The organism is Shimia sp. NS0008-38b, from assembly GCF_040370365.1.
Taxonomy (GTDB): Bacteria; Pseudomonadota; Alphaproteobacteria; order Rhodobacterales; family Rhodobacteraceae; genus Shimia.
Genome location: NZ_BAABWQ010000002.1, coordinates 793,265 through 812,378, shown reverse-complemented (window position 1 = coordinate 812,378; position 19,114 = coordinate 793,265). Strand labels below are relative to the sequence as shown.

Annotated in this window: 20 protein-coding genes; 13 read left to right on the top strand and 7 right to left on the bottom strand. The window is 54.8% G+C overall.

Annotation, left to right across the window (positions count from 1 at the left end):
* Positions 1-56: 56 nt before the first annotated feature.
* The 3 genes from ABWV47_RS10045 to ABWV47_RS10035 form a co-directional block, all read right to left on the bottom strand.
* On the bottom strand, positions 57-599 hold the full coding sequence (locus ABWV47_RS10045) for a MotE family protein (protein ID WP_353311304.1): 543 nt from the start codon (positions 597-599) through the stop codon (positions 57-59).
* 126 nt (positions 600-725) lie between these two features.
* Positions 726-1,334: a hypothetical protein gene (locus ABWV47_RS21050; RefSeq protein WP_502959694.1), complete on the bottom strand. Its 609-nt coding sequence runs from the start codon at positions 1,332-1,334 to the stop codon at positions 726-728.
* A gap of 11 nt (positions 1,335-1,345) precedes the next feature.
* Positions 1,346-1,840, bottom strand: coding sequence for a flagellar basal body-associated FliL family protein (locus tag ABWV47_RS10035; RefSeq protein WP_353311302.1), 495 nt, complete (start codon positions 1,838-1,840; stop codon positions 1,346-1,348).
* 143 nt (positions 1,841-1,983) lie between these two features.
* On the opposite strand from ABWV47_RS10035, the gene fliF reads away from it, so the two are divergent.
* The 6 genes from fliF to rpsT all read left to right on the top strand — a co-directional run bounded on the left by fliF (position 1,984) and on the right by rpsT (position 6,738).
* On the top strand, positions 1,984-3,609 hold the full coding sequence (gene fliF, locus ABWV47_RS10030; RefSeq protein ID WP_422063205.1) for a flagellar basal-body MS-ring/collar protein FliF: 1,626 nt from the start codon (positions 1,984-1,986) through the stop codon (positions 3,607-3,609).
* Entirely contained in the window at positions 3,609-4,205 is a 597-nt protein-coding gene (locus ABWV47_RS10025; protein ID WP_353311298.1) for a FliH/SctL family protein, read from the top strand. Before fliF ends, ABWV47_RS10025 begins: the two co-directional genes overlap by 1 nt.
* Positions 4,198-4,479, top strand: coding sequence for a FliM/FliN family flagellar motor switch protein (locus tag ABWV47_RS10020; protein ID WP_353311296.1), 282 nt, complete (start codon positions 4,198-4,200; stop codon positions 4,477-4,479). The genes ABWV47_RS10025 and ABWV47_RS10020 overlap by 8 nt, the downstream gene beginning before the upstream one ends.
* Complete coding sequence (gene fliP / locus ABWV47_RS10015; protein ID WP_353311294.1) at positions 4,479-5,216, top strand: flagellar type III secretion system pore protein FliP; 738 nt, start codon at positions 4,479-4,481, stop codon at positions 5,214-5,216. The genes ABWV47_RS10020 and fliP overlap by 1 nt, the downstream gene beginning before the upstream one ends.
* 80 nt (positions 5,217-5,296) lie before the next feature.
* Complete coding sequence (locus ABWV47_RS10010) at positions 5,297-6,250, top strand: DMT family transporter (RefSeq protein WP_353311292.1); 954 nt, start codon at positions 5,297-5,299, stop codon at positions 6,248-6,250.
* 224 nt (positions 6,251-6,474) lie between these two features.
* Positions 6,475-6,738: a 30S ribosomal protein S20 gene (gene rpsT / locus ABWV47_RS10005; RefSeq protein ID WP_353311290.1), complete on the top strand. Its 264-nt coding sequence runs from the start codon at positions 6,475-6,477 to the stop codon at positions 6,736-6,738.
* A 54-nt stretch (positions 6,739-6,792) separates the two neighbouring features.
* Here rpsT and ABWV47_RS10000 read toward each other — a convergent pair whose 3' ends face one another.
* Positions 6,793-7,596: an undecaprenyl-diphosphate phosphatase gene (locus ABWV47_RS10000; RefSeq protein WP_353311288.1), complete on the bottom strand. Its 804-nt coding sequence runs from the start codon at positions 7,594-7,596 to the stop codon at positions 6,793-6,795.
* A 220-nt stretch (positions 7,597-7,816) separates the two neighbouring features.
* Between ABWV47_RS10000 and ABWV47_RS09995 the strand changes: the two genes are divergently transcribed.
* From ABWV47_RS09995 to ABWV47_RS09980, 4 genes are all read left to right on the top strand, one after another.
* The gene (locus ABWV47_RS09995; protein WP_353311286.1) at positions 7,817-9,253 is read left to right on the top strand and encodes an NAD(P)-dependent oxidoreductase; all 1,437 of its coding nucleotides are present in this window, start codon (positions 7,817-7,819) and stop codon (positions 9,251-9,253) included.
* Positions 9,254-9,374: 121 nt separating this feature from the next.
* On the top strand, positions 9,375-9,833 hold the full coding sequence (locus ABWV47_RS09990; protein ID WP_353311284.1) for a GFA family protein: 459 nt from the start codon (positions 9,375-9,377) through the stop codon (positions 9,831-9,833).
* A 54-nt stretch (positions 9,834-9,887) separates the two neighbouring features.
* A complete protein-coding gene (gene gltB / locus ABWV47_RS09985) occupies positions 9,888-14,426 on the top strand; it encodes a glutamate synthase large subunit (protein WP_353311282.1) in 4,539 nt (1,512 codons plus the stop codon).
* A gap of 117 nt (positions 14,427-14,543) precedes the next feature.
* Positions 14,544-14,915 (top strand): DUF4189 domain-containing protein, encoded by a 372-nt coding sequence (locus ABWV47_RS09980; protein ID WP_353311280.1) that lies wholly within the window; start codon positions 14,544-14,546, stop codon positions 14,913-14,915.
* Between the two features lie 29 nt (positions 14,916-14,944).
* On the opposite strand, the gene ABWV47_RS09975 is transcribed toward ABWV47_RS09980, so the two are convergent.
* Positions 14,945-15,367: a DUF4345 domain-containing protein gene (locus tag ABWV47_RS09975; RefSeq protein WP_353311278.1), complete on the bottom strand. Its 423-nt coding sequence runs from the start codon at positions 15,365-15,367 to the stop codon at positions 14,945-14,947.
* A gap of 155 nt (positions 15,368-15,522) precedes the next feature.
* Between ABWV47_RS09975 and mtgA the strand changes: the two genes are divergently transcribed.
* The 3 genes from mtgA to queG are packed head-to-tail and all read left to right on the top strand — an operon-like array spanning position 15,523 to position 18,102.
* A complete protein-coding gene (mtgA, locus tag ABWV47_RS09970) occupies positions 15,523-16,275 on the top strand; it encodes a monofunctional biosynthetic peptidoglycan transglycosylase (RefSeq protein WP_353311276.1) in 753 nt (250 codons plus the stop codon).
* 58 nt (positions 16,276-16,333) lie between these two features.
* Positions 16,334-16,999, top strand: coding sequence for an FtsZ-binding protein FzlA (fzlA, locus tag ABWV47_RS09965; RefSeq protein WP_353311274.1), 666 nt, complete (start codon positions 16,334-16,336; stop codon positions 16,997-16,999).
* 59 nt (positions 17,000-17,058) lie between these two features.
* Entirely contained in the window at positions 17,059-18,102 is a 1,044-nt protein-coding gene (queG, locus tag ABWV47_RS09960; protein WP_353311272.1) for a tRNA epoxyqueuosine(34) reductase QueG, read from the top strand.
* A 31-nt stretch (positions 18,103-18,133) separates the two neighbouring features.
* Here queG and msrA read toward each other — a convergent pair whose 3' ends face one another.
* Entirely contained in the window at positions 18,134-18,634 is a 501-nt protein-coding gene (msrA, locus tag ABWV47_RS09955; protein ID WP_353311270.1) for a peptide-methionine (S)-S-oxide reductase MsrA, read from the bottom strand.
* Positions 18,631-19,083: a peptide-methionine (R)-S-oxide reductase MsrB gene (gene msrB / locus ABWV47_RS09950; protein WP_353311268.1), complete on the bottom strand. Its 453-nt coding sequence runs from the start codon at positions 19,081-19,083 to the stop codon at positions 18,631-18,633. Before msrB ends, msrA begins: the two co-directional genes overlap by 4 nt.
* Between the last annotated feature and the right edge of the window lie 31 nt (positions 19,084-19,114).

Sequence of the window (19,114 nt, the reverse complement as noted above, 5' to 3'; positions counted from 1 at the left end):
CCAAACTCCTATTTGCGTTCCCAAGCGACACTAATCGGACGCGGGTTAACAATGTCTCATTCCGTGGGCGTATTTGCGTTCCGACCGGCCAAAATAACGCTGATCGAATACGCTGCTTCCGGATTCATGCCCGCCATGACACCTGCGGCAGCTTCGGGTTTCATCCGGGCGATGAAGCCAGCGGCAAAAGTCGGGTCCATTTCTTCAAACAAAGCTGCAACGCTTTTCGGTTTCATGGTTTCGTACACTTGCGTCAGCTGTGTCACATCGTCTTCTGCAGCTGTTTCGGCCATAGCAATCAAGGAACGGAGACGTTCTTCGGCACCTTTGAGGGCTGCTAATTTTCGGTTTACTTCCTCATCGGCCACATCAAGGGCTTTCAAACGCTTTTTGATTTCTGCTTCACGGCGTTCGATGCGCGTTTCGCGTTCTTCAAACACCGCCATCAGTTCGCGTAAGTCCTCCGGTGGTTCGCAGGATTGAGGTTCCACCATTCCGGACACAGGCGTTTCAAAAAGTGGCTCTTCCCGCGCAAGGGCTTCGTTGGCACTGATACCCACCCGCAACGTCGCAGAGCCGATCAGAAATGTGGCAATCATGAACAGGCTGCCTCTTGCCCGTTTTTTGGCGGTCTTCTTTTTGGGTTTTGCGCGAGGTTGAACCGTGGGCGATGCATTTTGGGGAGGGGAGGCTTTTTGCGGCTTTTTCATCGAAAGTGCTCCGGGTTAGGCCACGTGGCGCGTAAAGACAGGCGTGCTGGGTGCAGATTCTTCAGGCTCAGGTTTTGCAGATTTCTTCTTTCTGGAAGATTTTGACGCCGCTTCTTTGGCAGCCTTGCGCTTTGCCTTCTGCTTTTCCTTCTTTTTGGCCTTACGCCGCCGTTTTTCTTTGCTGTCAGCCTCTGAAGCTACCTGTACAAACTCTTCGTCGAAGGCTTCTTCAGCTTCTGAAGTTAGATCGGCGTCATCAGAAGCGAGGGCCGATGTTTCAGCCATCAGGTCGCTCACGGCAGCTTCCCCCTGTGCATTGGCGACACCAACTTCTGAAGTTTCAGGCAAGTCATGCATAGCGGCAAGCATCAGTTCCAAACGTTTGGAAACACCTTCAGCACGTTGAGTGAGTGCTTCCAACCTTTGTGTGGATTTCCCCGCTGTCTGTTGCGCGACCTTCAGTGTCCGGGTCATGTCGTCGACTTGTGCTGAAAGAACCGCGACAGCGCCGCCAACACCTGCTTCTAAGTCGTTGAATTTGCTCAAGCGACGGGCAAGAACAAAACAATAGATTCCAGCGCCCAGGGCACCAGCGACAAGCAAAATATCTGCGATTAAGTTCATCTCTGTTTCCCTTAGTTCAGTACAAATTCCATGACCAGTAGGTCAGATACACGTTCTTGCCCGGTCACAATTTGTACGCGTCTCAGCATCTGTGAGCGAAGTTTCACGAGCGCATCTGGCGATTCAATGTCGGCTGTGCTCAGTGCGCGAAGATACCCGTTCAGGACATCAACAACCCGAGGGAGCACACGCTCAACCTCCTCTTGGTGGTCGCTCGGAACCTCAAGCTGTGCACGAAATCGAAGATAATCCGCACCGCCACCTGACGTGAGGGACACCACAAATGGATCTAAGCCGACATACGAAACATCTGGGAGTGGGTCTGATGTTTTCGGCGCTACAGTTTCTTCTTCTAATGACGCAGAATCGCTTCCTAGAATCATCCCAGAGTAGACAGCAAAGAAGCCGCCGCCGCCGCCGGCCAAAGCCAGTACGATCCCTATGATTAAAGGGAGTTTTGACGCCTTTTTGGGCGTTTCATCTGTCTCGACAGTTTCGTCAGTCATGGCAGGTTCCAAATTCTTTGTTCCTGCAACTTCAACCACACAGAAACTAACCGATTGTTAAGCCTGTTGAGAGAAACAGTTGCTGAAGGTCGTGCAGAAAGTGCGGCATCACGGAGCAAAAAAACGTGCAACAGATATTGAATATGTGGACAGGGTTGGATTCGCGGCGGAAGGTCATTGTCGTGTTGGCGACCGTTGCGATGTTTGCAATTGTTTTGTCCTTGGGGCGAGTTGCGACAAAACCAGGAATGTCTCTGCTTTATAGTGGTTTGGAGAGCGGCTCGGCAGGGGAGGTGGTGCGTGCATTGGAGCAACGTGGCGCTGTCTACGAGGTTCGTGGTGGATCAATTTATGTAGCTTCTGCCGCCCGCGACGAGTTGCGGATGACCTTGGCCAGTGAAGGTCTGCCTGCCAACACAACGCAGGGTTATGAACTTCTCGATTCGCTTTCGGGATTTGGGACCACGTCGCAAATGTTTGACGCTGCATATTGGCGCGCAAAGGAAGGCGAGTTGGCTCGGACAATTGTTGTCAGCCCGTTGATCAATCAAGCACGTGTACACATTGCCAACGCCTCATCTAATCCATTTCAACGTCAAATTAAGCCCTCAGCGTCGGTGTCAATTACCACTGCTGCGGGCGATCTGCCTACCAAACACGCGCAAGCTCTTCGCTTCCTCGTTGCATCAGCTGTGCCGGGCCTGTCGCCTGAAGATGTTGCCGTCATTGATGGAAGCGGTGGTCTCGTTGGAACCGCTGAAGAAACAACAACCAAAGTTGGCGAAAACAGAGAAGAAGAAACACGGCTTGCTGTGCGGCGGCTGCTCGAGGCACGTGTGGGACCCGGAAACTCTGTAGTAGAGGTCAGCATTGAGACCGTGACAGAAACTGAATCTATTACAGAGCGGATTTTTGACCCTTCGAGCCGTGTAGCGATCAGTACCGATACGGAAGAGCGCAGCACTGATTCTCAAAATGCCAACGGACAGGTGACCGTTGCGTCCAATCTACCGGATGGCGATGCCGCGGAGGGGCAGGGTTCAACCAACCAAAACCGCGAAACACGTGAGAGAATCAACTATGAGGTGTCTGAAACACAGAGGGAGGTGTTGCGGGAACCCGGCGCTGTTCGTCGTATGACAGTCGCCGTGCTGGTTAACGGTACACCGACAGAAAACGAATTGGGCGAAACCGTGATGACGCCACGTTCTGACGAAGAAATGGAGGCCTTGCGGGAATTGGTTGCTTCGGCCGTGGGATTTGATGAAACGCGTGGTGACGTGATAACTCTGAAATCTATGATGTTTCAGCCGATACTACCTCAAGGTACCTCTGCTGACTCATCTGTGCTTCAGGGGATGTCTCTTGACTTGATGTCCATCATCCAAACGGCTGTTTTGGCTATTGTGGCATTGGTATTGGGCCTCTTTGTCATTCGCCCTCTGCTCAGTGGAAGCAAGACTGGCGAATTGAATGACTTGCCTGACGCCCCAATGTTGCCTGGTCTGGACGATGGTGATGGCTTCCCCGCGATGTCACCTATGATGGGAGGCATGGATGACGATGACATGATGAGCATGCCTATGGCCATCGGAGATATGGGAGGGGAAGTTGGCGACCTTCCTGCTCTGGGTGGCATGGCGATGGGCGATGGTGGCATGTCGCAATCGGATGCTGCAGACCGCCTGCGGTCGCTCATTAGCGATCGCAAAGAAGAGACCGTAGAGATTTTGCGCCATTGGTTGGATGACCAAGAGGAGCGCGTCTAATGTCAGTTTCCCATCTGTTTGAGGATTTCGGTGGCATAAAAGAAACGCAACCGGCACCCGTTGAAGCTGAAAGCGCCAGCGAGGACGATCTGCTTGCCAGTTTTGAGCAAGGTTACAAGGCTGGTTGGGACGATGCGATCAGCGCAAAATCCGAAGAGCACGCGAGTGTCTCCGCTGAGTTGTCCCGCAAATTACAAGACCTTTCTTTCACGTACCATGAAGCCAGAGAAGCGATTGTCGCAGACTTGGCACCGACTGTGGAACGGGCGGTCATGACGGTTCTTCCTGAATTGGCAAAACAGGCGGTGGGCGTGGTGGCAGTCGAACAGCTAAATGAAATCATTAGAGAAAACAGTTCAACTCCAGTGGTGTTGTCTGCTGCGCCTGATGCTTATCAGCCCGTTATTGATGTCCTCCCAGAGGATCCGCAATTCCCGGTGGAAGTGGTGCGAGATGAAAAGCTCGGAGAAGGACAAATACGATTTGAGTTCGCAGAACGCGAACGTCTTCTAGACATGAGCGAAGTTCTTGAGGCTGTTGCAACAGCTTTAACTGCGTTCACACATGAAACCCGCAAGGAGGCCCAGAATGGCTGATCCAATCATGAAAACCGATTCTTCTAACCCTTTTACATCTGTTCCTGTTGAGATCACGATCTCGGTCGGCAAAGCCCGTCCATTGATTGGTGATCTGTTGAACATGAATGAGAATTCTGTTCTTGCTCTGGACAAGCGGGTAGATGATCCGGTCGAATTGTATGTTGGCGACAAGCTCATCGCGCGTGGTGAATTGGAAGAAATGGAAGGTGGTCAAGAGGGTCAACTCGCTGTGAGACTGACCGAAGTAGCCGAGTTCGAAAGCGGTCTGTGATGACCAAAGCGGTGCATTTTGCCGCTGCCTTTCTCATCCTGACAATTGTTTCTGTGGGCCCCGCGGCCGCTCAGGACCTAGCCTTGTCATTGGGTGATGATGGGTCGCTTTCAGCGCGCAGTATTCAAATCTTTCTTCTGATCACCGTCCTAAGCTTGGCGCCGGGCATCGCTATCATGGTGACGTGTTTCCCGTTCATTGTGACGGTGTTGTCGATACTGCGGCAGGCCATTGGTCTGCAACAGTCGCCGCCAAACATGATGATGGTCTCTTTAGCGATGTTCCTGACGTACTATGTGATGGAACCTGTGTTCATGCAGGCTTGGACGACTGGCGTTGATCCTCTTCTGAACGAGCTGATTGACCTAGAAACAGCGTTTCAGCGCACCGCAGAACCGTTTCGCATTTTTATGGCGTCACGCTTGGATCCTGACACCTATATGCATTTGGCTTCATTGCGGCCTGACACTGTTGAAACTGCGCCAGGGCCTGAATCGCCTTTGTCGGTTCTTGTGCCCAGCTTCATGCTGTCTGAAATCGCGCGCGCGTTTCAGATTGGTTTCCTGATTTTCTTGCCATTCCTGATCATCGACTTGGTTGTTGCGGCAGTGCTTATGTCGATGGGTATGATGATGGTTCCACCGGCCATTGTGTCTCTGCCTTTCAAACTCTCATTCTTTGTGATCGCTGATGGATGGAGTTTGATTGCAGGAAGCTTGGTACGTAGTTACTTCTAAACAAGACACGTGCATTGCTTTATTTTTGAAGCCACGCATGTCACATAGACGCTAGCGTAATTAGACGCGGAGACAGCCCCATGAACCTCAAAGCAACCTTGCTTGCATTGCTCGCGTTCGCGATCTATTCGACGCACGATGTCGTCGTGAAAAATCTTGGATCGACGTTTACACCATTTCAGATCGTGTTCTTTTCGTCGCTGTTTAGCTTTCCGTTGATCACTCTTATGCTGGTGCGTGATCCGACATACGGAAACCTGCGCCCTGTTCATCCTTGGTGGGTTGCATTGCGATCACTTTGTGTTGTTGTGTCTCCAACAGCTGCGTTTTATGCATTTTCCACACTACCTTTGGCACAGGTATATGCGCTGCTTTTTTCAGCTCCCCTACTAATCACAATTCTGTCGATCCCAATTTTGGGAGAGAAGGTGGGTATATTCAGAATTTTGGCCGTCGTTGTCGGGCTTTGCGGTGTCCTTATTGTCGTGCGACCTGGGGCAACGTCACTCAGTGGTGGACACTTTTCGGCACTCTTAGCGGCAAGCGCGGCTGCGCTACAGTCGGTGATCGTGCGAAAAATCGGTCGAGAGGAACGCCGGGTTGTCCTGATGCTCTACCCGCTCTTGATAAGTGTCGCGACAATGTCGGTGGTCATGGCTTTTGTGTACGTTCCGGTTGAACTTGAGGATCTTGCGGGTTTTGCAATTGTTGCGCTGTTTGGGTTTGTGGCAACGCTCTTGATGGTGGTTTCTTACACGTTGGGAGAAGCTGCTTTGGTGGCTCCGATGCAATATTCTCAGATCATCTGGGCTGTGCTTTTTGGCGTTTTGTTATTTGATGAAACACCAGATGTCGCAACTCTACTCGGCGCAGCTATCATTGTTGCAAGCGGTCTGTTCATTATTGCGCGCGAAGCGATGGGTGGGACATCTGAGCAGACGCCGGTATTGCGGACGAGATCTCGTGGGATTTCTCCAGGGAGTTTGCGTGTGAGCCAAGCAATGCGTCGCCCAAAGCGCGATGCAGACGACTGATGGACTTTGGTGCTGGGGTTTGTTTTTGCAGCGCAGCTGTTCGGCGGTTTCTGCCGATGCGGCAGATGTCGGATTTCCATTGCATATCCCGCTGGAAGCTCTATAGAACACCGTCATACATGCGCGTGTAGCCCGCTCTGGCTTGATCTGATTCTCTGAAACAGGAGAAGCCCGTTCGGGACATTGCACGCATTCAACCGTACCGAACCTGAAGGTAAAAGATCATGGCAAATTCGCCCCAAGCAAAGAAGCGCGCACGTCAGAACGAGCGTCGCCTCGAAGTTAACAAAGCCCGTCGCTCCCGCATCCGCACCGAACTGCGTAAAGTTGAAGAAGCGATCGCATCCGGCGACAAGGAAGCGGCAACTGCTGCTTTGCGCTCTGCTCAGCCTGAACTGATGCGCGGCGTGACCAAAGGTGTTTATCACAAGAACACAGCGGCACGTAAAATGTCCCGCCTGTCTTCACGGGTTAAGTCGCTGGCTTAAATTGCTGACGACGACATCTGAAAAGCGCCGCTGGTTTTGCGGCGCTTTTTTGTTTTAGCTGTAGGCAATGACCAAAAGAATTAGGCCCAATATCACGCGGTAGATGACGTATGGCGTGAAGCTGACCGAGCGCAACAAGCGCATCATTAAGCTGAGCGCGATCAGGGCGGCAGCGAAGGAAAACACAGCCGCGAATGCGCTGTCCTTTGCGGTTTGCCAATCCGCTTGTTGGGCAACATCAATGGACAGCAACGCGCCGCTAGCAATGATTGTTGGTATCGACATCAACATTGCTAGTTTTGCGGCATCATGGCGAGCATAGCCGAGCATACGTGCGCCAGTGATGGTGATCCCAGAGCGAGACGTGCCCGGGATCAGGGCGACGGCTTGCCATAGGCCTAGTTTCCATGCTTCGCTTATAGACCAGTCTTGTGCAGTCTTTGTTTGTGATCCCTTGCGATCCGACCACCAAAGGACAAGACCAAATCCAATCATAGTCCACCCGATCACAGCGATGGAGCGCAGGGCGTCCGCAAGGCCGGTGAGTTTAAAGATCAGTCCGAGTACAATGACCGGGAGGGTGGCTATGATCAGCAAGAAAGCCAAGCGTGCGCCGGGCGTATCGATGCGGCCGGTGAGCATGCGTGGCAGACCAAGCAGTGCGACGCGTACGTCTTGCCAAAAATAGATGACCACCGCAGCCAGCGTACCGACATGTGCGGCTACATCAATAGCGAGGCCTTGATCTGGCAATGGCGTGACCTGCGACAGCAGAATCAGGTGCCCAGAGGAGCTCACTGGGAGGAATTCGGTGAGGCCCTGTAGGATTGCCACCAAAAGTATATGAAAAAGTGCCATAATAGGAGCGGCCTTGTGTTGGACGACTCACGTATAAGTGGCCAATGATTCAAGGGGAATACGGAATTTAATACCGAATCGGACCTAAAAATGCGAGAAAATTTGCATTTTGTGGTCGAAATGACCAAAAAACTCAAATATAGGTCAGCACAACTTACTTTTATCTCCTGTGATTATTAATTAGACACTCCGAACTGGAAAAATCTGGAGGCAGCTACCCGTGGCCAAGCAACCTATGTTGAAATTTGTGACCGTAGACCGTGACATGCCCGAGAAGCGTGATGCGACGGTACGCAAAGAAGATTTCAATGAAATCTATGCAGAGTTCGCTAAAGCGAAGGCTGAGGAGCAGGCGAGCCGGTGCAGTCAATGTGGCGTGCCGTATTGCCAAAGCCACTGCCCATTGCACAACAACATTCCTGATTGGCTGAATATGACGGCTACGGGCCGCCTCAAAGAAGCCTATCAGCTGAGCCAAGCGACCAACACGTTCCCTGAAATCTGTGGCCGTATCTGTCCGCAGGACCGCCTGTGTGAAGGCAACTGTGTGATCGAACAGTCTGGCCATGAAACTGTCACCATTGGCGCCGTGGAAAAATACATCACTGACACCGCTTGGGAAAAAGGCTGGGTCGAGGCGTTGGTGCCGGGGCAGGAACGCAGCGAAAGCATCGGAATCATTGGTGCAGGTCCGGGTGGTTTGGCCGCAGCGGATCGCCTACGCCGCGCAGGCTTTCAGGTGACGATCTATGATCGCTACGACCGTGCCGGTGGCTTGCTGACCTATGGTATTCCCGGGTTTAAGCTTGAAAAAGAAGTGGTTATGCGCCGCAACAAGCTGTTGGAAGACGGTGGCGTGACCTTCAGGCTGAACTGTAATGTGGGTGAAGACATCTCTTTTCAAGAGATCCGCGAGACACATGACGCGGTGATCCTTGCGACCGGTGTCTATAAAAGCCGAGATTTGCAGGGTCCGGGCGCAGGTGCTGCAGGCATCGTCAAAGCAATTGACTATCTGACCGCATCCAACCGTTTGAACTTTGGCGACACCGTGCCGGAGATCGAAAGCGGTGAGTTGAATGCTGAAGGCAAGAAGGTTGTGGTGATTGGCGGAGGGGACACGGCGATGGACTGTGTGCGCACCGCGATCCGTCAAGGCGCGGACAGCGTGAAATGCCTGTACCGTCGTGACAAAGCCAATATGCCGGGGTCTCAACGGGAGACACAGAACGCCGAGGAAGAAGGTGTTGAATTTGTGTGGCTTTCTGCCCCTAAAGGCTTCACTGGTGGCGAGCAGGTCGATGGCGTGATGGTGCAGAAGATGCGCCTTGGTCAGCCCGATGCATCCGGTCGTCAGAGCCCCGAGGTGATCGAAGGCGCAGACTATGTTGAAAAGGCTGATCTTGTGATCAAGGCGCTGGGCTTTGAGCCCGAAGACCTGCCAACTTTGTGGGACCAGCCAGAGTTGGAAGTGACACGTTGGGGCACTGTCAAAGCGCAGTTCACCACCGGCGCGACTGATCTTGAGGGTGTCTATGCGGTTGGCGACATCGTGCGCGGTGCGTCGTTGGTGGTTTGGGCCATCAAAGACGGGCGCGACTGTGCTGATGCCATCATCGAGAAGTTGGCCACAAAGCAGGCTGTGGCCGCAGAATAATCCTTAACGACCCGTGGCACCCGGCCAAAACCGGGTGTCGGTATCACGTCGGTATTTTGACTGTATCGCGGAGGTGCCAAAAAATGCGGGGAAATGTAAATAATGCAGAGGTGTTGACCTAATGGCGCAAACTGAAACCACATCACGCAAGACCGGCAAGTGCCTGTGCGGTGCTGTTCGGTTTGTGTCTGACAAGGTGCCATCCAGTGCGGGGATTTGCCATTGTGAGCAATGTCGCCGCTGGACGGGTTTGGCGCTGATGGGGGTTACCATTCCAACGGACACGATCACGTGGGAGGGGGCTGAGCACATCGGCCGCATCCAAAGTTCGGAATGGGCAGAGCGGGCGTGGTGCACAAAGTGTGGCACCGGCCTTTTCTACCGGGTGACAGCGGACAATGAGTGGTCCGGTGGCACCGAAATACCGGTGGGGCTTTTTGACGATCCAAACGGGTTTGAACTGAAGAATGAGATCTTCATAGATCAAAAGCCAGACGGGTTTGCCTTTGCCGGAGACGGCCGCAAAGAAATGACGCGCGCCGACTGCATCAAGTTATTTTCGCAACTTGACAGCGAATGAACAGCCGGCGGCCCAGAGGGTGCGCTGATGACGAGACGAGAAGTGGAGACTGACATGACCAAGTATGATCAAAACTGGGTGCGGGCCGAAGAAGCCAAGCGCAAGTGGATGGCTGAAAACGGTCTGTATGATGAGAGCGAAGAGCACTCTTCATGTGGCGTGGGCCTTGTGGTGTCTATCGACGGCAAACCAAGCCGCAAAGTTGTGGAAGCGGGCATCACCGCGCTGAAGGCAATCTGGCACCGCGGTGCGGTGGATGCGGACGGCAAGACCGGTGACGGCGCGGGCATCCACGTGCAAATTCCAGTGCCCTTCTTTTATGACCAGATCGAACGCACAGGACATGAACCTCACAAAGATGAGTTGATTGCGGTTGGTCAGGTGTTTCTGCCACGCACCGATTTTGGCGCGCAGGAATCCTGTCGGACAATTGTGGAAACCGAAGTTCTGAAAATGGGCTATCGCATTTATGGCTGGCGCCATGTGCCGGTGGATGTGACCTGTCTTGGCGAAAAAGCAAACGCGACGCGTCCTGAGATTGAGCAAATTCTGATCTCCAACTCCAAAGGGGTGGATGAAGACACATTTGAGCGTGAGCTTTATGTGATCCGTCGCCGGATCGAAAAGGCGGCCTTGGCGGCCAATATCAACGGGCTCTACATCGCATCTTTGTCGTGCCGGTCGATCATCTACAAAGGTATGATGTTGGCTGAACAGGTTGCGGTGTTTTATCCCGACCTGTTGGACGAGCGCTTTGAAAGTGCCTTTGCGCTGTATCACCAGCGCTATTCTACCAACACGTTCCCTGAGTGGTGGCTGGCCCAGCCGTTCCGCATGTTGGCGCACAACGGCGAGATCAACACGCTCAAAGGCAACCTGAACTGGATGAAGAGCCATGAGATCCGCATGGCGTCAGCGTCGTTTGGCGACTATGCCGAGGACATCAAACCGATCGTGCCAGGCGGCGCTTCTGACTCTGCTGCGCTGGACGGTGTGTTTGAGGTTCTGGTGCGCGCTGGACGCTCTGCCCCAATGGCGAAAACCATGCTGGTGCCAGAGAGCTGGTCCAAGCAGGCGGTGGAACTGCCACAGGCATGGCGTGACATGTATTCCTATTGCAACTCTGTGATGGAGCCATGGGATGGCCCTGCTGCGTTGGCAATGACCGATGGACGCTGGGTTTGTGCGGGTTTGGACCGCAACGGACTGCGCCCAATGCGGTATGTTGTGACTGGTGATGGCCTGCTGATTTCCGGGTCTGAGGCGGGCATGGTGCCGATTGATGAAGCCACCGTGGTGGAAAAAGGCGCGCTGGGTCCGGGGCAATTGCTGGCCGTGGATATGAAGCATGGCAAGCTGTATCATGACACCGAAATTAAAGACAAACTGGCCGCTGCGCGTCCGTTTGGCGAGTGGGTTGGCAAAATCCGCGATCTTGCGGGGGAGCTGGAAAGCGTAACAGAGACCGCGACCTACGCGGGTGAAGAGCTGCGCGCGCGTCAGATCGCGGCGGGCTATTCGATGGAAGAGGTTGAGCAGATCCTTGCGCCGATGGCAGAGGATGGCAAAGAAGCGCTGGCCTCTATGGGGGATGACACGCCGTCTGCGGTTTTGTCTAAGATGTATCGCCCTCTGAGCCATTTCTTCCGTCAGAACTTTTCTCAGGTGACCAACCCCCCCATCGACAGCCTGCGCGAATATCGTGTGATGAGCTTGAAGACACGGTTTGGCAATCTGAAGAACGTGCTGGGCGAAGATGGCAGTCAGACGGAAATCGCCGTGTTGGAGAGCCCATTTGTGGCGAACGCGCAGTTTGCGCGATTGCTTGAGGCGTTTGACGACACTGTGGTCAAGATTGACTGTACCTTTCATGCGCACGGTTCAGCGGGAGCGTTGCAGGCTGGTCTGGAGCGTATCCGGGCTGAGGCCGAGGATGCGGTGCGGTCTGGTGCGGGCCACATTGTGCTGAGCGATGAGGCACAGGGTGCGGAGCGTGTGGCGATGCCCATGATCCTTGCGACCAGTGCCGTGCACAGTCATTTGACACGCAAAGGCTTGCGGACTTTCTGCAGCCTGAACGTGCGGTCTGCAGAATGTATCGACCCGCACTATTTTGCGGTTTTGATTGGGTCTGGCGCCACCGTGGTGAACCCGTATTTGGCGGAAGACACGCTGGCAGATCGCATTGAGCGGGGGCTGGCCGATGGCACGCTGACTGAGAACATGGCGCGGTACCGGGATGCGATTGATCAGGGCCTTCTGAAAATCATGGCGAAGATGGGGATTTCGGTGATCTCTTCCTATCGCGGTGGTCTGAACTTTGAAGCTGTGGGGCTGTCACGCGCCATGTGTGCGGAATATTTCCCCGGCATGATCAGCCGGATTTCCGGCATCGGTGTGAGCGGCATTCAGACCAAAGTTGAGGATGTGCACGCCAAAGGGTTCTTGTCAGGCACGGATGTGTTGCCGATTGGTGGGTTCTACAAAGCCCGCAAATCTGGCGAGACCCACGCGTGGGGCGCCCAAACGATGCATATGCTGCAAGCGGCGTGTGATCGGGCGTCTTATGAGATGTGGAAGCAGTATTCGGCGCAGATGCGGGCCAACCCGCCAATCCATTTGCGCGATTTGCTGGACATCAAGGCGATTGGCAAAGCCATTCCAATTGAGGAAGTGGAAAGCATCACAGCGATCCGCAAACGTTTTGTCACGCCGGGTATGTCCTTGGGGGCGTTGAGCCCTGAGGCGCATAAGACGCTGAACGTGGCCATGAACCGCATTGGCGCGAAGTCTGACTCTGGTGAGGGTGGCGAAGATCCGGCACACTTTGTGCCGGAGCCAAATGGCGACAACCCTTCTGCGAAGATCAAGCAGGTGGCGTCTGGCCGGTTTGGTGTGACCGCTGAATACCTCAACCAGTGTGAAGAGCTGGAAATCAAAGTGGCGCAGGGTGCGAAACCCGGTGAGGGCGGTCAATTGCCGGGCATGAAGGTCACCGACCTGATTGCACGTCTGCGCCACTCCACCAAAGGTGTGACGCTGATTTCCCCACCACCGCACCATGACATCTATTCAATCGAAGACTTGGCGCAGCTGATCTACGATCTCAAGCAGATCAACCCGCGCTGTAAAGTCACGGTGAAGCTGGTGGCCTCTTCTGGCGTTGGCACAATTGCGGCTGGTGTGGCGAAGGCGAAAGCCGACATCATCCTGATCTCTGGCCACAACGGTGGCACAGGCGCGTCCCCTGCGACCTCGATCAAATACTGCGGTCTGCCATGGGAGATGGGTCTGACCGAAGCGCATCAAGTGCTGGCGATGAACAACCTTCGTGAGCGGGTCACTCTGCGGACCGATGGTGGTTTGCGCACAGGTCGTGACATTGTGATGGCCGCGATGATGGGTGCCGAGGAATACGGCATCGGCACCGCTGCCTTGATCGCGATGGGTTGTATCATGGTGCGTCAGTGCCAATCCAACACCTGCCCCGTGGGTGTCTGTACGCAGGACGAAGACCTGCGCAAAAAATACACCGGCTCTGCGGACAAAGTGGTGAACCTGATCACCTTCTATGCGCAAGAAGTGCGTGAAATTCTCGCCTCTATCGGCGCGCGTTCCTTGGAAGAGGTGATTGGCCGTGCTGACCTGCTGGCGCAGGTGTCGCGTGGTTCCGCCCATTTGGATGATCTGGATCTCAATCCACTGTTGATCACCGTCGATGGCGCACATGACATCGTCTACAACCGGGACAAAGACCGTAACTACGTGCCAGACACGCTGGATGCGGAGATTGTACGGGATGCGGCGCGCTTCCTTGAGGATGGCGAGAAGATGCAGCTTAGCTATGCGGTGCAGAACACGCACCGGACCGTGGGCACGCGCACCTCAAGCCACATTGTGCGCAACTTCGGCATGCGCAATGCGCTTCAGGACGATCACCTGACCGTCAAGCTGACCGGTTCTGCTGGTCAGTCGCTTGGGGCCTTTGCGGCGCCGGGTCTGAAAATCGAAGTCTCTGGTGATGCAAACGACTATGTTGGCAAAGGTCTGTCTGGTGGCACGGTTGTGGTGCGCCCACCAATGGCGAGCCCGTTGACTGCGGCGGATAACACCATCATCGGCAACACCGTGCTTTACGGTGCGACCGATGGGCATTTGTTTGCGGCAGGTCGTGCAGGCGAGCGTTTTGCGGTGCGAAACTCTGGTGCAAAGGTTGTCATCGAAGGCTGTGGCGCCTGCGGTTGTGAGTATATGACCGGCGGCGTGGCTGTGATCCTTGGTGATATTGGTGCAAACTTTGGCGCGGGTATGACCGGAGGTATGGCCTATCTGTATGACCCAGAAGGCAAAGCCGAAAGTGTTATGAACATGGAGACCTTGGTGACATGTCCGGTGACAGTGCAGCATTGGGAAGACCAGCTGAAAGGGTTGATTGAACGCCATCTGGCAGAGACCGGCAGCCGCAAGGCCGCGGATATTCTGCAACACTGGGACATGGAAAAAGGCAACTTCCTGCAGGTCTGCCCAAAAGAGATGCTGGTGCATATTCCAGCACCGTTGACGCTAGACAGCGCGGCGGTTCCGGCGGAATAAGTCCCCATATATACTGAATTTTAATCCCCGGCTGCTTTGTCTGTCGGGGATTTTTATTTGTCTCGTGTGTTTTGCAGAACGTGATCGGAGCGCGGACGGTTTGCAATGGAGATAACGATGAAGATGACACGCGTGTTTGCCGCGACCATGACAGCTGCCATTTTTGCAGGGCAGTCAGTGTTGGCGGGTCAATGTGGCTATGCCTATTGTTGGGGGGCGGTTGCCATTGGGCCAAATGGCGCATGGGGGTATTCCCACAGCCACTATTCAGAGCAGAATGCAACTCACGCGCTGCAGACGGAATGTGAGTGGGATTGTGACAACGTTCACACGTTCTACAACACGTGCGGCGCGATTGCGAAAGCACATGCGGGCAATTGGGGCTTTGGTAAGGGCAGCACGCGTCAAAGTGCTGAGTACTCTGCATTGGCCTATTGCAGCCAATACGGCGATGGCTGTGAAGTCAAAGTTTGGTCCTGTTCCCCTTAGTGCCTGAGAACACCACGCGGCTTACGGACTTAGGTTGCTGCGTGCCCGGCCTTGAATATCCAGAGAGCCAAAAGCGGGAAGAGCACCAGCTCTGCGATGAGCGAAGGCAAGATGGACATGTTCAAGAGGGTTGCAAACTCGGGTGTGGTCAGGCGTGATAGGCCGCCCAGTACGACCGTGGCACAGAGCACCAAAAGCGTGATGCGCAGGGTGTGGAATGCCACGGAGGCGGCCACGAAGACCAGGCCAAGACCGGTCCAAACGCCACCAAGAAAGCGGACGTGATTGTCCTGTATCGCAAATCGAGAAGGGTCCGCGACGTCAATAAATGTTGTCGGACCCATCCAACCCATGGTGCGCATGCCTCCAAGGACCACATCCAGCCCCAAGAAAACAATGATGGCGCCAATGACGGCCAATGACAGCCTAAGGGGGAGTGCGGATTTGGTCATGTGAACATCCAGAAAAAGTGTGATTCTTGGTCGGTTGAAGAGATAGCAGCTTTGGTGGCGTATTTAAGGTGTTGTGATTGATGTCGGGCGCGCGTCGGGCTTGCGTGGTGACGGGGGAGGCTCTACTTCGGTAGCCGAGCGAACACGGCAGGGTTATGGCGAAGACAGCAGCCAAGAAAAAGCGGGCAAAGGCCTCTACGCGTAAAGCGGGCGACGCATCCACGGGTGTGATCAAGCGCCAATGGCTGCGGATGCGCTATTGGTTGCGCCGTGCCGGGATATGGTTGGTGTCTTTGGTGATTTTCTCGGTGCTGATTTACACGGTCATCAACCCGCCCATCACATGGACCATGGTGGGAGAGAAGCGTCGGCTTGGTGCAATTGATCGTCAGTGGGTGCCGATAGAGCAGGTGGCGCCGGTGATGGTGCGTTCCGTGGTGGCCGCCGAAGACGCAAATTTCTGTCTGCATTGGGGATTTGATATGGCCGCGATCCGTGAGGCCATTGAAGAGGGCGCTGGGCGTGGTGCCAGTACGCTGAGCCAGCAGACCGTCAAAAACGTGTACTTTTGGCAAGGCCGCAGTTGGCTGCGCAAAGTGATGGAGACATTGATGACACCTTTGGTGGAAATGGCTTGGTCTAAGCGCCGTATTCTGGAGGTCTACTTAAATATAGCGGAGTTTGACGAAGGGGTGTTTGGGGTCGAGGCGGCGGCGCGTCACTACTTTGGTGTAGGGCCCGAAGATCTGAGCGCAGTGCAGGCGGCGCGACTGGCAGCGGTGTTGCCCAACCCCAAAAATCGTTCGGCCAGCAAACCCACAGCCAGGTTGCGCCAGCGGGCAGCGTCGATCCTGGATGGGGCAGAGACCATACGCGGAGAAGCGCGTGCAGCGTGTTTTGCGGATTGAAAAAAGCCCGACAGCAAGGCATTGAGGGTCAAAGCCCAACAAAATTGTGACCTGTCTGATGAACCGTCTGTTCCATGTTCCCCTGTCTCCCTTCTGTCGCAAGGTACGTCTTGTGCTGGCTGAAAAGCGGATCGAGGTTGAACTCGTGGAGGAGCGCTATTGGGAGCAAGATCCGGATTTTCTGCGGCGTAACCCTGCAGCCAAAGTGCCGGTGCTGAAGATGGACGGCAAGATGATGGCGGACAGCAATGCCATCTGCGAATATCTGGAAGAGAAGCACCCGGAGCCCGCCTTGATGCCGCGCGATGTGGATGGCCGGTATGAGGTGCGCCGATTGGTGGCGTGGTTTGATGACAAGTTTCATCAAGAGGTGACCACCAAGCTGTTGTATGAGCGGGTCAATCGCAAACTGATGGGCACAGGGTATCCGGACAGCCGCAACGTAAAGGCCGGCGCAAAGGCGGTGAAATACCATTTGGACTATATGCATTGGCTGTTGGATCACCGGCGGTGGTTGGCAGGTGATGTGATGAGTTTGGCGGATTTTGCGGCCGCCGCGCATTTGAGTGCGCTGGACTATATATCGGATGTGGATTGGAACCGCTCAGCGGTGGTGAAAGACTGGTATGCGACCATCAAATCGCGCCCGGCGTTTCGCGCGATACTGGCTGATCAGGTTCCCGGGTTTCCGCCCCCTGCGCATTATGCTGATCTGGATTTTTAGATCTTTGAGCAGGCACAGGGGCTGTTTGCCCTGTCGGCCTGAACAAGCAGAGCAGCCCTATGTCTGAGACTTTGACCGAGCGCATGAAAACCGAAGCTGCGGCCATGGGATTTGATTTGGCGCGGGTGTGCAGGCCAGATGCGGTGAGCCATGTTGCGGCGGGGTTGGCCGGGTTTTTGGACAAGGGCTACAACGGGCAGATGGGCTGGTTGGCGGAGCGCAGTCATTGGCGCTCTGACCCCTCTGTTCTGTGGCCGCAAGCGCGGTCTGTGATTGTGTTGGCGGAGAGTTATACGCCGGACCATGATCCGACGTATGTACATGGTCAGCCCGATTGTGGGGCGATTTCTGTTTATGCGCAGAATCGTGATTACCACGACACGGTGAAAAAGCGGCTCAAGCGGTTGGCACGTTGGTTGATTGCACAGGCCGGGCCTGAGACCGAGGTGAAGGTGTTTGTGGACACAGCACCGGTGCCAGAGAAACCGTTGGGCCAGGCAGCGGGGCTGGGGTGGCAGGGCAAACACACCAATCTTGTGAGCCGTGACTTAGGATCATGGTTCTTTATTGGGTCGGTGTTTACCACCGCTGAGCTGACGGTGGACGCGGCGGAGGTGGATCACTGTGGATCTTGTCGTGCCTGTCTGGATGCCTGTCCGACCAACGCGTTTCCGGCACCCAATCAGATCGACGCGCGGCGGTGCATTTCCTATTTGACGATTGAGCATCATGGGCCGGTGGATGAAGACCTGCGCGCGCTTATGGGCAACCGGATTTATGGCTGTGACGATTGTTTGGCGGCCTGTCCCTGGAACAAGTTTGCGCAAGAAGCGCAGGAGATAAAATACCACGCGCGCGACGACTTGTTGGCGCCAAAACTGGCAGAGCTTGCGGTTTTGGATGATGCGGCATTCCGCACGTTTTTCTCAGGTTCGCCAATCAAGCGGATTGGGCGCCATCGCTTTGTGCGCAATGTGCTTTATGCGATTGGAAATTCGCGGGACGCGGGTTTGATGCCCGTGGCGCAAGGGCTGTGTGAGGATGCAGACTCTACGGTGGCGGATGCAGCGCGCTGGGCGGTGCAGAAGTTGTCTGCGAGATGACTGGCGCAGCATCCATCTCGCAGGGAATTGCTTAACCGTTGCGTTTGGGCAAGACCCAATCTGGGCGCACAAAATGGCAGGTGTAGCCGTTGGGGTTCTTTTCCAAGTAGTCTTGGTGATAGCCTTCTGCCAACCAGAAATCACTTACTGGATCAAGTTCGGTGACCACTTTGCCGGGCCACAGACCAGAGGCGTCCACATCTCTGATGGTGTCTTCCGCCACCGCCTTCTGCTCCGCATCTGTGTAGTAGATGGCAGAGCGATAGGAGGTGCCCCGATCGTTGCCTTGACGATTGGGTGTGGTGGGATCGTGGATCTGAAAAAAGAACTCCAACAGCGTGCGATAGGAGGTTTTCGCCGGATCAAAGGTGATCTCGATGGCCTCGGCATGGGTGCCGTGGTTTTCATAGGTTGCGTTGGGGACGTCGCCGCCGGTGTAGCCCACGCGTGTGGCCAAAACGCCGTCCATTTTGCGGATCAGATCTTCCATGCCCCAAAAACAGCCGCCTGCCAGCACCGCACGTTCGCTCATTGGTCGATTTCCTCTACTTGATCGAGATAGGCGCCATAGCCCTCAGATTCCATATCGGCGCGCGGCACAAACCGCAACGAAGCGGAGTTGATGCAATAGCGCAGCCCCCCGCGGTCTTGTGGACCATCAGGAAAGACATGGCCCAAGTGACTGTCGCCATGCTTTGAGCGCACCTCGGTTCGGATCATGCCAAGCGTGGTGTCACTCAGTTCAGTGACATGTGTGTTTTCAATAGGTTTGGTGAAGCTGGGCCAGCCACAGCCAGATTCATATTTGTCAGAGCTGGCAAACAACGGCTCGCCGGAGACAACATCGACATAGATGCCAACCTCTTTGTTATAGAGCAGTTTACCGGAGCCGGGGCGTTCGGTGCCGCTTTCCTGTGTGACCCAAAACTGTTCGTCGGTCAGCGTGGCGATCACGTCTGGGTCTCGTTTGTAGGTGGTCATGCGCGTCTCCTTGCCTTCGCCCGGTTGGGGC

Bases quoted from the DNA above. Each gene is read 5' to 3' on its own strand.
- queG (WP_353311272.1), top strand. From the start codon at position 17,059: ATGTCTGAGACTTTGACCGAGCGCATGAAAACCGAAGCTGCGGCCATG.
- ABWV47_RS10025 (WP_353311298.1), top strand. From the start codon at position 3,609: ATGTCAGTTTCCCATCTGTTTGAGGATTTCGGTGGCATAAAAGAAACG.
- ABWV47_RS10000 (WP_353311288.1), bottom strand. From the start codon at position 7,596: ATGGCACTTTTTCATATACTTTTGGTGGCAATCCTACAGGGCCTCACC.
- rpsT (WP_353311290.1), top strand. From the start codon at position 6,475: ATGGCAAATTCGCCCCAAGCAAAGAAGCGCGCACGTCAGAACGAGCGT.
- ABWV47_RS10045 (WP_353311304.1), bottom strand. From the start codon at position 599: ATGATTGCCACATTTCTGATCGGCTCTGCGACGTTGCGGGTGGGTATC.
- fzlA (WP_353311274.1), top strand. From the start codon at position 16,334: ATGAACCGTCTGTTCCATGTTCCCCTGTCTCCCTTCTGTCGCAAGGTA.
- ABWV47_RS09980 (WP_353311280.1), top strand. From the start codon at position 14,544: ATGAAGATGACACGCGTGTTTGCCGCGACCATGACAGCTGCCATTTTT.
- msrB (WP_353311268.1), bottom strand. From the start codon at position 19,083: ATGACCACCTACAAACGAGACCCAGACGTGATCGCCACGCTGACCGAC.
- fliF (WP_422063205.1), top strand. From the start codon at position 1,984: ATGTGGACAGGGTTGGATTCGCGGCGGAAGGTCATTGTCGTGTTGGCG.
- ABWV47_RS10010 (WP_353311292.1), top strand. From the start codon at position 5,297: ATGAACCTCAAAGCAACCTTGCTTGCATTGCTCGCGTTCGCGATCTAT.
- ABWV47_RS10035 (WP_353311302.1), bottom strand. From the start codon at position 1,840: ATGACTGACGAAACTGTCGAGACAGATGAAACGCCCAAAAAGGCGTCA.
- ABWV47_RS09975 (WP_353311278.1), bottom strand. From the start codon at position 15,367: ATGACCAAATCCGCACTCCCCCTTAGGCTGTCATTGGCCGTCATTGGC.
- gltB (WP_353311282.1), top strand. From the start codon at position 9,888: ATGACCAAGTATGATCAAAACTGGGTGCGGGCCGAAGAAGCCAAGCGC.
- mtgA (WP_353311276.1), top strand. From the start codon at position 15,523: ATGGCGAAGACAGCAGCCAAGAAAAAGCGGGCAAAGGCCTCTACGCGT.
- ABWV47_RS10020 (WP_353311296.1), top strand. From the start codon at position 4,198: ATGGCTGATCCAATCATGAAAACCGATTCTTCTAACCCTTTTACATCT.
- msrA (WP_353311270.1), bottom strand. From the start codon at position 18,634: ATGAGCGAACGTGCGGTGCTGGCAGGCGGCTGTTTTTGGGGCATGGAA.
- ABWV47_RS09990 (WP_353311284.1), top strand. From the start codon at position 9,375: ATGGCGCAAACTGAAACCACATCACGCAAGACCGGCAAGTGCCTGTGC.
- fliP (WP_353311294.1), top strand. From the start codon at position 4,479: ATGACCAAAGCGGTGCATTTTGCCGCTGCCTTTCTCATCCTGACAATT.
- ABWV47_RS21050 (WP_502959694.1), bottom strand. From the start codon at position 1,334: ATGAACTTAATCGCAGATATTTTGCTTGTCGCTGGTGCCCTGGGCGCT.